This is a genomic window from Streptomyces sp. NBC_01232 (assembly GCF_035989885.1).
GTDB lineage: Bacteria > Actinomycetota > Actinomycetes > Streptomycetales > Streptomycetaceae > Streptomyces.
Genome location: NZ_CP108518.1, coordinates 7,362,394 through 7,378,226, shown reverse-complemented (window position 1 = coordinate 7,378,226; position 15,833 = coordinate 7,362,394). Strand labels below are relative to the sequence as shown.

General features: G+C 69.9%; 12 protein-coding genes and 2 pseudogenes. 9 read left to right on the top strand and 5 right to left on the bottom strand.

Going from position 1 to position 15,833, the window contains the following annotated elements; genetic code table 11:
* Positions 1 to 5 precede the first annotated feature (5 nt).
* The 3 genes from OG444_RS33970 (at position 6) to OG444_RS33960 (ending at position 4,134) form a co-directional block, all read left to right on the top strand.
* Positions 6 to 722 carry a potassium-transporting ATPase subunit C gene (locus tag OG444_RS33970; RefSeq protein ID WP_327265715.1) on the top strand — a complete coding sequence of 239 codons (717 nt, stop codon included), beginning with the start codon at positions 6 to 8 and terminating at the stop codon, positions 720 to 722.
* 120 nt (positions 723 to 842) lie between these two features.
* Positions 843 to 1,532 (top strand): response regulator, encoded by a 690-nt coding sequence (locus OG444_RS33965; RefSeq protein ID WP_327265714.1) that lies wholly within the window; start codon positions 843 to 845, stop codon positions 1,530 to 1,532.
* A 58-nt stretch (positions 1,533 to 1,590) separates the two neighbouring features.
* Positions 1,591 to 4,134: a sensor histidine kinase KdpD gene (locus OG444_RS33960; protein ID WP_327265713.1), complete on the top strand. Its 2,544-nt coding sequence runs from the start codon at positions 1,591 to 1,593 to the stop codon at positions 4,132 to 4,134.
* Positions 4,135 to 4,576: 442 nt separating this feature from the next.
* Here the strand turns inward: OG444_RS33960 and OG444_RS33955 are convergent.
* Positions 4,577 to 4,804 (bottom strand): annotated as a pseudogene (locus OG444_RS33955) (Na+/H+ antiporter); the annotation flags it as partial.
* A gap of 210 nt (positions 4,805 to 5,014) precedes the next feature.
* On the opposite strand from OG444_RS33955, the gene kdpF reads away from it, so the two are divergent.
* Both kdpF and OG444_RS33945 read left to right on the top strand, forming a co-directional pair.
* A complete protein-coding gene (gene kdpF, locus OG444_RS33950; protein WP_107065056.1) occupies positions 5,015 to 5,104 on the top strand; it encodes a K(+)-transporting ATPase subunit F in 90 nt (29 codons plus the stop codon).
* Between the two features lie 2 nt (positions 5,105 to 5,106).
* Positions 5,107 to 6,441, top strand: a pseudogene (locus OG444_RS33945) (universal stress protein); the annotation flags it as partial.
* Here the strand turns inward: OG444_RS33945 and OG444_RS33940 are convergent.
* The 3 genes from OG444_RS33940 to OG444_RS33930 all read right to left on the bottom strand — a co-directional run bounded on the left by OG444_RS33940 (position 6,325) and on the right by OG444_RS33930 (position 9,323).
* A complete protein-coding gene (locus tag OG444_RS33940) occupies positions 6,325 to 7,506 on the bottom strand; it encodes a hypothetical protein (RefSeq protein ID WP_327267080.1) in 1,182 nt (393 codons plus the stop codon). The pseudogene OG444_RS33945 and the gene OG444_RS33940 sit on opposite strands and share 117 nt — an antisense overlap.
* Positions 7,507 to 7,618: 112 nt before the next feature.
* A complete protein-coding gene (locus OG444_RS33935; protein WP_327265709.1) occupies positions 7,619 to 8,245 on the bottom strand; it encodes a ricin-type beta-trefoil lectin domain protein in 627 nt (208 codons plus the stop codon).
* A 199-nt stretch (positions 8,246 to 8,444) separates the two neighbouring features.
* Entirely contained in the window at positions 8,445 to 9,323 is an 879-nt protein-coding gene (locus OG444_RS33930) for an alpha/beta fold hydrolase (RefSeq protein ID WP_327265708.1), read from the bottom strand.
* Between the two features lie 114 nt (positions 9,324 to 9,437).
* Here OG444_RS33930 and OG444_RS33925 point away from each other — a divergent pair, with 114 nt between their 5' ends.
* Positions 9,438 to 11,423: an AfsR/SARP family transcriptional regulator gene (locus OG444_RS33925; RefSeq protein ID WP_327265707.1), complete on the top strand. Its 1,986-nt coding sequence runs from the start codon at positions 9,438 to 9,440 to the stop codon at positions 11,421 to 11,423.
* A 51-nt stretch (positions 11,424 to 11,474) separates the two neighbouring features.
* On the top strand, positions 11,475 to 12,983 hold the full coding sequence (locus tag OG444_RS33920) for an FAD-dependent oxidoreductase (protein ID WP_327265706.1): 1,509 nt from the start codon (positions 11,475 to 11,477) through the stop codon (positions 12,981 to 12,983).
* Positions 12,984 to 13,044: 61 nt separating this feature from the next.
* On the opposite strand, the gene OG444_RS33915 is transcribed toward OG444_RS33920, so the two are convergent.
* A complete protein-coding gene (locus OG444_RS33915; protein ID WP_327265705.1) occupies positions 13,045 to 13,581 on the bottom strand; it encodes a MarR family winged helix-turn-helix transcriptional regulator in 537 nt (178 codons plus the stop codon).
* A 145-nt stretch (positions 13,582 to 13,726) separates the two neighbouring features.
* Between OG444_RS33915 and OG444_RS33910 the strand changes: the two genes are divergently transcribed.
* Positions 13,727 to 14,656, top strand: a complete 930-nt coding sequence (locus tag OG444_RS33910) for an NADP-dependent oxidoreductase (RefSeq protein ID WP_327265704.1) — start codon at positions 13,727 to 13,729, stop codon at positions 14,654 to 14,656.
* 85 nt (positions 14,657 to 14,741) lie between these two features.
* Entirely contained in the window at positions 14,742 to 15,701 is a 960-nt protein-coding gene (locus tag OG444_RS33905) for an alpha/beta hydrolase (RefSeq protein ID WP_327265703.1), read from the top strand.
* Positions 15,702 to 15,833 lie beyond the last annotated feature (132 nt).

Here is a 15,833-nt window from a genome sequence, read left to right as displayed (position 1 = left end):
CGACAATGAACAACTCAGTAGGCAACACCGTCCGGCTGATCGGCGCGGGCCTGCGAGCCCTGCTCGTCCTGACCGTGATCTGCGGGGTCCTCTACCCGCTCGCCGTCACCGGCGTCGCCCAGGCCCTCTTCAACGACAAGGCCAACGGCTCCGAGATCAAGGACCAGAGCGGCAAGGTCGTCGGCTCCTCCCTCATCGGGCAGAGCTACAACCTGCCGAAGAACGACCCGAACGACGCCGAGGAAGCCGCCAGGCCGGACCTCAAGTGGTTCCAGCCGCGCCCCTCCAACGGCCTCGGCTCCAACAGCGTCAACACCCAGTACTCGCTGATCCTCTCCGGAGCCACCAACCGCTCCGCCGACAACGGTGCCGTGGGCGGCCGCTGCACCAAGGACGCCGAGGAAGGCACCCTCTGCGCCCAGGTCGTCGCCGCCAAGGAAGCCGTCATCGCCGACAACTCCACGACGGGCCACCAGGTCGAGCCCGAGGACGTCCCGGCCGATGCCGTCACCTCCTCCGGCTCCGGCCTCGACCCGAACATCTCCCGGGAATACGCCAAGCTCCAGGTCCACCGCGTCGCCGAGCAGAACAAGCTCGACGTCAAGCAGGTCGAGAAGCTGGTCGAGGACCACACAGAGGGCCGCACGCTCGGCTTCATGGGTGAGCCCCGCGTCAATGTCCTGGAGCTGAACATCGCCCTGAAGGCGCTCTCCAAGAGCTGAGCTCCACATCGCACGGACCGGGAGCCGGCAGGGCGCGGAGCCTCCCCCAGCTGCCGCTGGGCGGGGCCCCGCCCCCGCCGGCTCTCACCGTGCCCGTTACGAAGGAAAGGCTGCACACCGATGACCCGGGTGCTGGTGGTGGAGGACGACCCTCAGCTCGTCCGCGCGCTGAAGATCAACCTCCAGGCGCGCAAGTTCGAGGTCGAAGAGGCCTCCGACGGCGGCTCGGCCCTGCGGCTCGCGGCCGCACGCAAGCCGGACGTCATAGTGCTGGACCTCGGCCTCCCGGACATGGACGGCATCGACGTCATCAAGGCCGTCCGCGGCTGGAGCAAGGTCCCCATCCTGGTCCTCTCCGCCCGCCACACCTCCGAGGACAAGATCCGGGCCCTGGACGCCGGAGCCGACGACTACGTGACGAAACCGTTCAGCATGGACGAGCTCCTGGCGCGGCTGCGGGCGGCGGCGCGGAGACATGAAGCGCCGACGGCTTCGGAGGCCGACGAAGTCACCGTGGTCACGACCGACGAGTTCACCGTCGATCTGGTCGCGAAGAAGGTTCGCCGTGGCGAGCGCACCGTACGGCTCACCCCGACCGAATGGCACCTGCTGGAAATCCTCATCACCCACCCGGGCCGGCTGATCACCCAAAGTCGGCTTCTGCTGGAGGTCTGGGGCCCGACCTACGGCGAGAACACCAATTACCTGCGCGTCTACATGGCCCAGCTACGGCGCAAACTGGAAGCGGATCCTTCCCATCCGCGGTACCTGATCACCGAACCCGGCATGGGCTACCGCTTCGAACCTTGATCACCCGCCCGATCCACGGCACGAACCCCCGTCGTCAGCAGAGAAGAAGAGTCGGAACATGGGACGCGGCAAGCTCCGCATCTACCTCGGCGCGGCACCGGGCGTCGGCAAGACGTACGCGATGCTCTCCGAGGCGCACCGCCGGATCGAGCGGGGCACCGACTGCGTCGTCGGCTTCGTCGAACACCACAGCCGGCCGCGGACCGAGGTGATGCTGCACGGCCTGGAACTCATCGAGCGACGCGAGATCGAGTACCGGGGCAGCACCTTCACCGAGATGGACGTGGACGCGATCCTCGCCCGCCGCCCCACCGTGGCGCTGGTCGACGAGCTCGCCCACACCAACGTCCCCGGCTCGCGCAATGCCAAACGGTGGCAGGACGTCGAGGAACTGCTCCAGGCCGGCATCGACGTCGTCTCGACCGTCAACATCCAGCACCTCGAATCCCTGGGTGACGTGGTGGAGACGATCACCGGGGTACGGCAGCGCGAGACCGTTCCCGACGAGGTGGCCCGGCGCGCCGACCAGATCGAGCTCGTCGACATGTCCCCGCAAGCGCTGCGTCGCCGCATGGCACACGGCAACGTCTACAAGCCCGACAAGGTCGACGCGGCGCTTTCGAACTACTTCCGGCCCGGGAACCTGACCGCCCTGCGTGAGCTCGCGCTGCTGTGGGTCGCCGACCGCGTGGACGAGTACCTCCAGGAATACCGCGGCGAGCACAACATCCGCTCCACCTGGCAGGCCCGCGAACGCATCGTCGTCGGTCTGACCGGCGGCCCCGAGGGGCGTCAGCTCATCCGACGCGCCGCGCGCCTCGCCGAGAAGGGGGCCGGTGGCGAGGTCCTCGCCGTCTACATCGCAGCCAGCGACGGACTGACCTCGGCCTCGCCCAAGGAGCTGGCCGTTCAGCGCACCCTGGTCGAGGATCTGGGCGGCACGTTCCACCACGTGATAGGCGAGAGCGTCCCCGACGCGCTGCTGGAGTTCGCCCGCGGCTGCAACGCCACCCAGATCGTCCTCGGCGTCAGCCGCCGCCGCTCCTGGCAGTACGTGTTCGGACCGGGCGTGAGTGCCACGGTCGCCCGCGAATCCGGACCCGACCTCGACGTCCACATCGTCACGCACGACGAGGCCGCCAAGGGCCGCGGCCTGCCGATCGCCCGCGGTGCCCGTCTCGGCCGGTCCCGCCTCATCTGGGGCTGGCTGACCGGTATCGCCGGACCCGCGCTCCTTACCGTTCTGCTGAACCAGGTCCTTCCCGACCTCGGGCTCGCCAACGACATGCTGCTGTTCCTCACCTTCACGGTGGCGGCGGCCCTCCTGGGAGGCCTGCTGCCCGCCCTGGCCTCGGCGGCCTTCGGATCCCTGCTCCTGAACTACTTCTTCACCCCGCCGCTGCACGAGTTCACCATCTCCGACCCGAAGAACATCGTCGCCATCGCGATCTTCGTCGGCGTCGCCGTGTCGGTGGCCTCCGTGGTCGACCTGGCCGCCCGCCGGACCCACCAGGCCGCCCGGCTGCGCGCCGAGTCCGAGATCCTGTCCTTCCTCGCCGGCAGCGTCCTGCGCGGCGAGGACTCCCTCGACGCCCTCCTCGAACGGCTCCGCGAGACCTTCGCCATGCAGTCGGTCGTCCTCCTCGAACGGAGCAGTGAGGTCGATCCCTGGAACACCGCCTCGTCCGTCGGCACGAGCCCTGTCAGCCGGCCCGAAGACGCGGACGTGGACCTGCCCATAGGCGACAACATGGCGCTCGCCCTCACCGGCCGGGTACTGCCCGCCGAGGACCGGCGCGTGCTCGGCGCCTTCGCCGCCCAGGCCGCAGTCGTACTCGATCGCCAGCGCTTGGTCGACGAGGCGGGCAAGGCCAAGGAACTCGCCGAGGGCAACCGCATCCGCACCGCCCTGCTCGCCGCCGTCAGCCACGACCTGCGCACCCCGCTCGCCGGGATCAAGGCCTCCGTCACCTCCTTGCGCTCCGACGACGTCGACTGGTCCGAGGAGGACAAGGCCGAACTCCTCGAAGGCATCGAGGACGGCGCCGACCGCCTCGCCGCCCTGATCGGCAACCTCCTCGACATGTCCCGCCTCAACACCGGCACCGTCGTCCCCCTCATCCGGGAGACCGACCTCGACGAGGTCGTCCCGATGGCGCTGGGCGGCGTACCGGAGGACAGTGTCGACCTCGACATCCCGGAAACGCTCCCGATGGTCGCCGTCGACCGGGGCCTGCTGGAGCGGGCGGTCGCCAACATCGTCGAGAACGCCGTCAAGTACAGCCCCGACGGACAGCCGGTCAAGGTCACGGCGAGTGCCCTGCACGAGCGGGTGGAACTGCGCGTCGTCGACCGTGGCCCTGGCGTCCCTGACGAGGCCAAGAGCCGGATCTTCGAACCCTTCCAGCGCCACGGCGACGCCCCACGGGGCGCCGGAGTCGGCCTCGGCCTCGCCGTAGCCCGCGGGTTCACCGAGGCCATCGGCGGCACCCTCACGGCCGAGGACACCCCCGGCGGCGGCCTCACCATGGTCATCACCCTCCCCATAGCGGGCGGCACACCGCCGGTCACCGCGGATCTCCCGACCTCGGCGGTCACCTGAATCGGCCCGCGGGCGGGCCCGAAAAACGAGAGCCACGACGACCGACAGACGCACAACCGGCGCGGGAAGGGCCGCGAGTCCACTTCGGCCGGTGCACACGTCGACGACCGAAACACGCGAGCCGCCCAGCTCCGGTATCCCCACACCGAGAGCTGGACGGCTCATGTGTTGTGCGACGGTTGACCAGCACGCGGTCGCACCGGCCCGTACCCCCACGGCCGGACGGTGCGCGTCTTGGTCGGTGTTCAGGTCACCAGCCTCCAGCCGCGTGCCACCGGACCGTCACCGGCTCCGTCGCTCCGCCAGTCTGCTCCCGCCCGACCTCGGTGACAACGCTCCTTGACGCGTTCCTTCCACCCGGCTGCCGATCTTTGACGCACCCCTGATGACCTGCGCGAAAGCCGGATTCGCACCGTCACCCGACATACATCAGAAGGCCGTCAAGCTCGCGCCAGGACAGTTCCTCCGCGCTCGCGTACAGCAGGGGCGGGAGGACGACCAGACCGATCACTTCGGGGCTGACCCGTATCTCCGGAGTACCTGGAGTCAGCGCGACGACGAGGCCCGCCACAACGGGCAGTGAGGGCGCGGGAATCCGCCAGCGCCGGGCCCCTGTGGCCACGACCGTGGCCAGCACCACGAGGAACAAGACCGTACCGACACTGCGCATGACGCCCCCACCGAGTCGACGCAGGCCACGCGGCCCGTGACGCCGACCAGGCTTCCCGGCACACCGCCTTCACCCTATCGGCCTCCTGGCCGTCAATGCACCGTCAAAGTCCCGGCGGAGGGGCGTCAGGAGCGCGTCAGGGGCGTTCTCCTCATTGCGTCACTGGTGTTCGCTGGTGAGGTCGAGGGCGCACGGAGGAGTCGGGTACGGGTGAGCACGGAAACTGTCGTAGGCATCATCGTCGCGGTCTGTCTGGTCGGCTATCTGGTCCTGGCGTTGTTCTTCCCGGAGAAGTTCTGACGATGACGATCACGCGAGAGGCCACCCCGGAGGCGGGGCGGCCCGTCGTTCCCCCCGGCAGGCTCAAGGTGTTTCTGGGCGCGGCCCCCGGAGTCGGCAAGACGTACCGGATGCTCGACGAGGCCCACCGCCGGGCTGCCCGTGGCGCGGATGTGGTGGCCGGCTTCGTGGAGTGCCACCGGCGCCGGCACACCGAAGCGAAACTCGACGGGCTCGAGACCCTGCCCCTGGCCGCCCGCGAGTACTGCGGTGGCCGGTACGCCGAACTGGACGGGGAGGCGCTGCTGGCCAGGCGGCCGCAGGTGGTGCTGATCGATGAACTCGCCCACACCAACGTCCCCGGGGGCGGGCGGCACCCGAAGCGCTGGCAGGACGTCGAGGACATCCTCGCCGTCGGAATCGACGTCGTCACCACGCTCAACATCCAGCACCTGGAATCACTCAGCGACGTCGTCGAGAAGATCACCGGGGTGCCGCAGCGGGAGACCGTACCCGACGAGTTCGTGCGCCGCGCCCACGAGATCAAGCTGGTCGACATACCGCCCGAGGGGCTGCGGCGCCGGATGGCGCACGGCAACATCTGTCCGCCGGAGCGGATCGATGCCTCGCTGGCGAACTACTTCCGTCCCGGCAACCTCATCGCACTGCGGGAGCTGGCGCTCCTGTGGCTGGCGGGACGTGTGGACGAAGCCCTCCACAAGTACCGCACCGAGCACGGCATCGGGGACGTCTGGGAGACCCGGGAGAGGGTCGTGGTGGCTCTCACCGGTGGCCCGGAGGGTGAGACCCTCATCCGCCGCGCGGCACGCATCGCGAGCCGGTCCGCCGGCGGCGAACTGCTCGCCGTACACGTCGCCCGGAGCGACGGGCTCGCCGCCGGCGTCTCGCATGCGGCGCTGGCCGGACAGAGGGCCCTCGTCGAAGGCCTCGGCGGCAGCTACCACTCCGTCGTCGGCGACGAAGTACCCACCGCCCTGGTGGACTTCGCCATGGCGGAGAACGCCACCCAACTGGTCCTCGGTACGAGCCGCCGCCGTCGGCTGGAACGATTCCTCACCGGCCGGGGCATCGGCGAGACGGTCGTGGCGCTGTCGGAGGACATCGACGTCCACATGGTCACGCACGAGCGGGCCGGCCACGGCCGGCTGCTCCCCTCCCGCCGCCGTACGCTCCCCACGTCCCGCCTCATCGCCGGACCGGTGGCCGCTCTGCTGCTCCCCTTACTGCTCACCCTCACTCTCGACCGCATGCGCGGCACGCTGAACCTCACCAGCGAGGCGCTGTTGTTCCTCGTGGCCGTCGTGGGCGTGGCCTGCATCGGCGGGGTGGTCTCCGCTCGGTGTGAGCGAGCGGGGCACGCCCAGACCTCTCGCGGCCGCGCTGGGCGTCGGCGCACCGCCCGGGACGGCACGCGCAATGCAGATACGGGCGCTGAGTCGCGCTCCCGCTTCGTAGAACATGTACTCCGTGCCGTTCTCGGAGCCGAAGGACGGGGCCGCGACGCGCCCCCGGTCGGAAGCGATGGGCGAGTGGAAGACGCCCAGGTGGTTCTCCTGCCGGAAGTCGTTGCCGACTTCGGTGAGTCGCATCCGGCCGTCGTTGCCGTGATAGGCGATGTACGTGGTCCCGTTGCGCTTGACCACGGTCGGACCGGAGATGTCGGTGAGACCGTCCCCTTCGGGGTTCACCAAAGGGGACGCGCTGAACTGCCAGTTGTCCCATCCGTTGGGAGACCAGCCATAGAAGATCCGCCGCCCGCCCTTTACTCCCATGAAGACCATGACGTACTTGTTGTTGCGTCCGGGCAAGGCGTGCTCGAAGACCCGGGCGTAGGAAGTCTCCGATGTGCCCGGCACCAGGCGCGTGCTCAGGATCGCCGTCTCGTCGACGAAGTTGATGCCGTCGCGCGAGCGGGCAACGCGGGTCACGGTGTTCTCGCCGTGGAAGTAGCAGAAGAACTGCTGGGTGGCTGCATCCCAGATGACGTGCGGGGACGACACGTGACTGACCGTCGTGCCGTTCAGGTGCCTGTCGATCACGGGGTTCTCGCGGTAGTCGCTGAAAGGCCCCTCCAGTGAGTCGCTGAAGGCTATGCAGATCCCGCCGGGGTTCTCGTGCGGGGCGTAGTAGAGGTAGTACTTGGAGCGCGGATCACTGATCTTGTCGAACACTCCCCGGATGGTCGGGAAGATGAACTCGCCGGTACGGTTGTAGTTCAAGGGCATGGCCAGTGCGTCGCGCAGATATCGGTACGTCGGCATTCCCGCCGGGCCGGCAGCCCGAGCGGGCGGCGCGAGTGCGGTGGCGGCGCCGCCCGCGACCGCCACTGCGCTCAGCGCGACCCCTCCGCGCAGCACATCACGCCGGCCCCATGTCGGACGGTTGCGTTCAGGTCCCTTCATTCCCTCTCCTCCGCAGAGCCATTTCGTCGCCCTCTCGTAGTCCCTACGCTCGGGATAGGGCGGCTTGCGGGGTCTGACAGCCGACCGGCTGCCAGACCCCTTCAGGTGCCGACTACTCGTTCGTGAACGACGCGACCACCCAACGCTGCGACGTTGCCTCGTCCTTGCAGTCCTTGGCCGCGACCTCAGCGGTGCCTCGGCCTGTGGCACTGCCGATGGTCAGGCATTTCTTGCTCTGGAAGTTCTGAATCCGGACCTGGTCACGGAAAGCACCAGGGGCCTTCTGAGCGAGCTTGTGCGCCCACTTCTGCGAATCTTTTCCGGTGACACACTTCGCGATGAAGACATTCCCGCCGCTGTCGCTCTCGAGGCAGCGCAGGTTGTCTCCGGAACTTGCGCCCCTAGAAATGATCTTGTCGCGGAGGAAGTTCCACGACTGGACGTTCTCGTTCACGCCTCCAATCCTTGCGAAGACCTCGCCCTTGCCACTGGGACCCACTCCTCCCGCGGTGAGCGAAAGGTTGGATTTCGGGTTCGCGTAACTCCTCGTGACCCCCACCTTCTGGGCCGTGGTCCGCAGCAGCGTCTCCTCCTTCTCGCTGTCGGGCTTGGAGTCCGCGAGAGCGGGAACGGCGATCGCCATCCCCGCGATCACTGCCGCTGCCGTGCCGAGAATGACCCACCGCTTCGCACGTCGGGGCGGCTGAGGCCCCGTCGGGTCCGCGTGCACATCAGTCATGAACTCTCCAGTGCTCGTGCTTGATTTACCTGGGCGGCAAGAACTCGCGTGCCTGCCTCCGTTCATGGACAACGGGCACCGCGCAGATCGGTTCAAGGCCCGGAAGCCGGATTCGCCGGCAACATCCCGATCGCCCGCCGGCCCGGAAGAGGATCTGCTGGGCCAAGGCCGACGGAGTCTGCTCAGCGCACCCGGTCGTTCAGCGACTGAGGAGAGTCCGGAGCGCCTCGGCGATCTCGGAGGGCTTCTCCTCGGCCATGAAGTGGCCAGAGGTGACCGTCCTGTGCTCCAGGTCGGACGCCCAGGAGCCCCACAGGGCAGCCGCGTCGAAGCCGAGGAACGCGCCCCAGTCCTGCTGGAGCACGGTGACCGGCATCTTCAACTGGTTCCCGGCAGCACGGTCCGCCTTGTCGTGCTCGATGTCGATACCGGCGGACGCGCGGTAGTCGGCGACGATCGAGGGCACCGCGCCCCGGCAGGCATCCAGGTACGCGGTGCGGACGTCAGCGGGAATCGCCTGCGGGCCGTTGGTCCAGATGTCGAGGAAGTGGCCGAAGAAGACGTCCGGGCTCGCGGCGATCATCTGCTCGGGCAGGCCGGGCGGCTGGGCCATCAGGTAGAGGTGGAAGCCGACCGCCGCGCCGACACCGTGCAGCACCTCCCACATGTCCAGGGTGGGCAGCACGTCCAGACTGGCGAGGTGAGTGATCCTGTCCGGGTGGTCGAGTCCGGCGCGGAAGGCCACCAGGGCGCCGCGGTCGTGCCCGGCCAACGCGAACCGGTCGTGTCCGAGGGCGCCGGCCAGGGCCACGACGTCGGCTGCCATGGTGCGCTTGGCGTAGACGGTGCCGTCGGTCTCGACGGGCTTGTCGCTGTCGCCGTAGCCCCGCAGATCGGGGCAGATCACGGTGTGGTCGTGCGCGAGATCGGCGGCCACGTGCCGCCACATCAGATGGGTCTGCGGGAAACCGTGCAGCAGCACGATGGGGGTCCCCGAGCCGACGACGGCCGCGTTCAGGGACACCCCGTCGGCGACCTCGATCCGCTGGTACTCGAACGTGCTGGTGGTAGGGGCCATGAGTCGGCTTCTCTCCGTGGGCGGGCTGGTGTCTCCACCCTGGAGGCCGCGGATGAGCATCGAATGAGCGACCTATAACTTGGCACCTGAGGGCGAGCGGGAAGGCGGCCAGGTGTGAACGTCACATTCGGGATACTCGGGCCGGTGACGGCCTGGGACGACGAAGGGGGACCGATCGCCTTGAAGGGCCCTCGGCACCGCGCCGTACTGGCCCGGCTGATCGTCGCCAGGGGCCGGGTCGTCCCCGTCACCCGCCTGGTGGCGGATCTGTGGGAGGTACCTCCCGCGGACGCGATCGGTGCTGTCCGTACATTCGTCTCCGCGCTGCGGCGAGCCCTGGAACCAGAGCGGCGGCCCCGCACTCCGGCTCGCCTCCTGGTCACCGAGGGTCCCGGCTATGCGCTGCGCGTCGAGCGCGGCTCCGTCGACAGCTGGTGTTTCGAGCAGGCGGTCGCCGCCGCGCGCACCCTGCCGCCGCAGCAGGCCCTCGACCGACTCGCGGAGGCTCTGGGCTACTGGCGGGGTCCGGCCCTGGCGGATTTCCCCGAAGAGGCCTGGGCCCGCACCGAGCGTTCCCGCCTCGGCGAGCTGAGGCTGCACGCCCTGGAGTGCCAGGCGGAGGTCCGCCTGACCCTCGGTCGTGGCGCGGACGCGATTCCGGATCTGGACGCGCACGTGGCCGAGCACCCCTGGCGCGAGGACGCATGGCGGCTCCTGGCACTCGCGCTGTACCGCACGGGCCGCCAGGGCGACGCGCTCGCCGTGCTACGCCGTGCTCGAAAGCTGCTGGTCGAGCAACTGGGGGTGGATCCCGGCCCGGGACTGCGCCGCCTGGAGGCGGACATCCTTGCCCAGGAACTCCACCTCGACCGGGCTCCCGGGCCGATTTCTTCGGCGGACACCGTGTGGGCGGAGGCATCGGCCGCCTACGACCGCACGCTGGCATCCGGCGCCCGGGCACGCCTGGAATCGACCGTCGGCCTGCTGCGCAATCTCGCGGTGACGGGTGGCGGAGGCCTGGAGGTGGCCCGTCGGCACCGCTCGGCCGTGATCGTGGCGGCCGAAGAGCTGGGGGACCCGGACCTGACCGCGCGCGTGATCGGCGCCTACGACGTTCCGGCGATCTGGACGCGGGTGGACGACCCCCGGCATGCGGCGGACGTCGTGGCAGCGGCAGAGCGCACCTTGAAGACTGTTCGACCGGGCGGTCACGACGTGGCACGTGCCCGGCTGCTGGCCACGATCGCCCTGGAGTCACGTGCGAGCGTTTCGGCGCGCGGGCTGCAGGCGGCCCGGCAGGCCGAGCAGATCGCCCGCGACCTGGACGACCCCGCCCTCCTTGCGTTCGCGCTCAACGGCGTATTCATGCAGACCTTCTACCGGGCGGGCCTGTCTCCGCGCCGCGACAGGATCGGCGCTGAGCTGATCACCCTGGCCGCGAGGCACGGGATGGTCACGTACGAGGTGCTCGGGCACCTCATCCGCCTCCAGGCGCGCAGCGCCCTGGCCGACTTCCCGGGAGCGGACCGGCATGCGACCGCGGTGGACCGCCTGGCCGAGCGGAACGAGCTGCCGCTGGCGGGAGTGTTCACCCACTGGTACGGGTCGCTGCGACGCGCGGAGACCGGGCCGGCGGCAGAGGCAGAAGCCGCCTTTCGCGAGGCCGCGGCCCGGCTCCACGGCGTCGGCATGCCCGGCATGGAACACGGGCTTCTGCCACTGGCCCTGCTGTGCTTGCGGATGCGGCACGGGCAGAGCGCGCTGGAGGCGCAGTACGCGCAGATCGACGCACGGGCCGACTGGGGGCCGCACGAGCCGTGGGTGGCTCCCCTGCTCCTGGTCGCCCAAGGCCTCCGTGACGAGGCCGCAGTGGTGCTGCGGAGACTCCCGGATCCTCCCCCCGGCCTGCTGTTCGAGGCTCTGTGGTCCGTGGTGGCGCGAGCCGCGCTTGCCGTGTCGGACCGGGCCACGATGGAACGCGCTCACACCGCGCTCTCGCCGGCCGGGGCGGAGCTCGCCGGCGCCGGCAGCGGTCTGCTCACCAGCGGCCCCGTCGCGGGGTACCTCAGCGAGCTCGCCGCCGCGCTCCAGAAGACGTGATGACCTGCGTCGGGCCCGCCGCGCCAACTGAGCAGTAAAGCGGGCTGGTAGGTGAGCAGTTCTCCGGCGGAGGGTGGGGCATATTCCCCAACGCAAGGAGTTCCCGTGGCCAACGTGGTAATCATCGGCTCAGGACCCGTAGGCCTGACCGCCTCGATGCTTCTCGCCGCAGACGGACACGTCGTCACCGTGCTCGACCGCGACCCCACCGCCGCGCGAACGGTCGAGGCAACGGTTGGCGGCGACTGGCATCGGCCCGGCGTCAAGCAGTTCGGGCACACGCACATCCTCATGCCGGCCGGCCTCCTCCTCCTGGAAAAGGAGCTGCCGGCCGCCGTCGACCGCATACGCGAGGCGGGCGGCAACACGTACAACATGATCTCCGGTGCCTGGAGCGTGGCAGGTGCCGGCCCCCGGCAGGCGGGGGACGAGCGCTTCGAGACCGTCACTGCCCGGCGCCCGGTCCTTGAGGCCGCGCTCCTCGCCACCGCCACCGATACGCCTGGAGTGCGCATCCTCGGCGGGACCCGGGTGGCGTCCTTGCTCGTCGGAGAGTCCCGGACGTCCGGCCGCCCGCACATCGTCGGCGTCATGACCGAATCCGGAGTGCGCATCGAGGCAGACCTCGTCGTCGATGCCTCCGGGCGGCGGACGGAGGTGCCCGACCTGCTCGCGCAGGTGGGTGTCGATCCCGAAGTCGTCCGCGAGGAAGCGGGCTTCCGCTACTACACGCGCTACTTCCGCGCCGATGAGAGGGGGGTGCCGGCCCCCAGGCCCTGGCCCCTCTCCCACCACAACAGCATTTCCGTCGTCACCGCGCCGGGAGACGGCGACACCTGGTCGACGACGCTGGTCACCTCGGACCGGGATCAAGAGCTCCGTCCGTTGAGTCGCGTGGAGGTGTGGAACCGCGTGCTTGCGCTCTACCCCCAGGCCGCCCATTGGAACCACGGCATCCCGTTGACCGACGTCCATGTCATGGGCGGGACCCACAACACCCGACGTGGCCTGGTCGTCGACGGACAGCCGATCGCCACGGGCATCGTGGCGATCGGGGACGCGCGGATGACGACCAACCCGCAGTTCGGTATGGGCATGACGACCGGGCTGCGCCACGCGGCACTGCTGCGTGACGTGCTGCGCCTGCTCGGCACGTCCGATGCCGTAGAGCTAGCCCTGCGCGTCAGCCGTGAGATCGACGACGAGTGCGGGGCCATGTGGGAGGAGGACGCCCATTGGAGCCGGCACCGCATCGCGGAGATCGATGCCGAGGTACGCGGCGAGCACTACGAGACGGACGATCCGGGCTGGGCGCTGCGCACAGCCGTGGACTCCGTCCTCTTGAACGACCCTGAGATCCTGCGCGCCATGGGTGACGTCGGTTCGATGCTGGCGTCCGCGGACGAGGCCTTCATGAAGAGTGGCCTCGTGGAGCGGGTCATCACGCTCTCGGCAACGGCCCCCCGCTACAGCGCGCCGGGTCCGGACCGGGAGGAGATCCTCGCCACGGTGCGCGACGATCAGCAAGGCGGCTCCGCCTCGTCGGTCTTCCGCGGCTGAGCAGTCGAACCCGGTATGCCGCCCCCTTCCCGGCAGGCGGCGTCCCGGGCGCGAGGGCGGGCTACTCGGACGGGACCGCGCCCCGGAGGTGTTTCGGCGCGGTGCGTCGGCCGCGGGCGGTGCTGTCCGGTTGTTGGCGCATGTGGTCGCGGACCCGGGTCATGATGCCGCCGAGCGCGTCGACATCGTCGTCGCTGAGCGAGGCGAAGAGCAGGCGCCGGGTGACGTCGATGTGGCCGGGCAGAACGCGGCCGACCCTGGCGAGGCCCTCCTCTGTGAGGGTGACCATCATGGCGCGCTGATCGTGGGAGGAAGGCTTGCGGGTGATCAGGCCGGCTTTCTCCAGGAGTCCGGCCTGGTGGGTGAGCCCGGAGCGGCTGTAGACGACACCGTCCGCGAGCTCGGTCATGGTCAGCGGTCTGCCGGCGTCGGCGAGGCGCGCGAGCAGCTGGAACTGGACGTAGCTGAGGTCGCCTTCCGTTTGGAGCTGCTGCTCGACGGCACGTTGGAGCAGGCTCACGGCCTCCATGAGCGCGAAGTACGTCCCGAGCTGCTCGGGCCGGAGCGCGCCGGTGTCCGGGGTGTTGTCGGGGGTCATCCGCCCATCATAAGTACTTCGACATCGAAGCGTATCCCTGAATCGAGTGGCGCACGTCACGCCAATCGAAGGTATTGCTTCGATATCGAAGCATGTTTAGAGTGGCAGTAGTCGCTTCGACATCGAAGCAATTTGGGAGGCAGTCATGAAGGCAGTGCGTTACGAGCGCTACGGCAGCAGCGAGGTACTGCGGGTCGAGGGGGTAGACCGTCCGGCGCCGGGCGCGGGGCAGGTGCTGGTGAAGGTGGTCGGCACCACGTTCAACCCGGTCGACGCGGCGATCCGGGCGGGATACCTGCAGGAGGTCTTCCCGCTGGACCTTCCCCACGTGCCGGGGATCGACGTGGCCGGCACGGTCGCCGGGCTCGGCGACGGCGTCGAGCGGTTCGCCGTGGGCGACGCGGTGGTCGGCTTCCTGCCGATGAACATGCCCGGCGCGGCCGCCGAGTACGTGGTCGCCCCCGCGCACGTGCTGGCCGCGGCGCCCAAGGCGGTCGACCTGGCCGCCGCGGCGGCGCTGCCGTCGGTCGGTCTGACCGCGTGGGAGGCGTTGTTCGAAAACGCCGGGCTCGCCGCGGGCCAGTCCTTGCTGGTGAACGGGGCGAGCGGAGCCGTCGGCGGGTACGCGGTCCAGCTCGCCGCGCGGGCCGGGGCCGTGGTGACCGCGACCGCGAGCCCGTCCCACGCCGACCGTATGCGCGGCTACGGCGCCGCCCGGATCGTCGACCACACTGCCACAACCCTCGCCGAGGCCGGGCTGGGGACCTTCGATGTAGTACTCAATCTGGTGACGACTTCACCGGCCGAGACCGCAGAGCTGGTCGGCCTGGTCGCCGATGCCGGCGTGCTGGTGTCCACGACCGCCGACGCCGACCCGGACCCCGCACGGGCGGTGCGCACGGCGCGGGTGTTCGCCCGCAGCGACGCGGACCTGCTCGCCGAGCTGGTCGCCCTCGTCGATTCCGGTGACCTGCACATCCACATCGCCGACCGGCGCCCGCTGGCCGACCTGCCCGCGGTCCACGCCGCGGCCGCCGAGGGCCGGCTGCCCGGCAAGACCGTCATCACATTCTGACCGCGTCGCCCGGCCACAGGCCCGGACGGCTCGCCGACCGGCCTTCCACGCCGTGTACTTCCGATCGTTCCAAGGAGATGTCACCTTGTCCTTTACCTTCGACCCGCAGGTCGCCGAAGCGCTCGCCCCGATGGCCGCCGCGATGGCCGACGCCACGCCCCCGCCGGTCGGCGACGTCGCCGCGCGCCGCGCCGTGCTGGAAGGGCTCATCGGCCACACCGACACCGCCCAGCCCACCCCCGACGACGTCACCTCCACCGGCTACCGCCTGACCACCTTCGACGGCGCCCAGATCGATCTGCGCTGGTACACCCGCAAGGACAAGGCCGCCGACGATCCGGGCCCGGCCGCGGTCTACCTCCACGGCGGCGGCATGATCCTGGGCCACATCGGCCTGTTCGACGGATCGATCTCCCGCTACGTCTCCGCCAGCGGCACCCCGATCCTCGCGGTCGACTACCGGCTCGCCCCCGAACACCCGCACCCCGCCCCCGTCGAGGACGCCTATGCCGCCCTGATCTGGCTGCACGACCACGCCACCGAACTGGGCGTCGACCCCGCCCGCATCGCGGTGTTCGGCGACAGCGCCGGCGGCGGCATCGCCGCCGCGGTGTCCATCCTCGCCCGCGACCGGCAGGGCCCGGCGATCGCCAGGCAGATCCTGGTCATGCCGATGCTCGACGACCGCAACCTGACCCCCGACCCGCAGCTCGCGCCGTTCGTGCTGTGGTCGTGGGATGACAACCGCACCGGCTGGGAAGCACTCCTGGGCGACCGGGCGGGCGGGGCGGACGTCCCCGCGCATGCCGCCCCCGCCCGGATCACCGACCCCGCCGGCCTCCCTCCCGCCTACATCGAGGTCGGCCAGCTCGACATCTTCCGTGACGAAGACCTCATCTACGCCCTGCGCCTGAGCCAGGCCGGCGTGCCCGTCGAGTTCCACCTCCACCCCGGCGTGCCGCACGAGTTCGAAAGCATCGCCTTCAACTCCGACGCCGCCAGGCGCGTCATAGCCGACCGCGTCCGCGCGCTCGGCTCCCTGTGAGCCGGAGACCCGGGCGCCAGCCCCGACCCTCATTGCCAAGGCGCTGGACCCACCGCTGTTCCTGACGCCCTCGCCGGACGCCCAGGCCCAAGCCCGCCCGCATCAACGCCGCAGGTCGCCCCACCGGTGCGG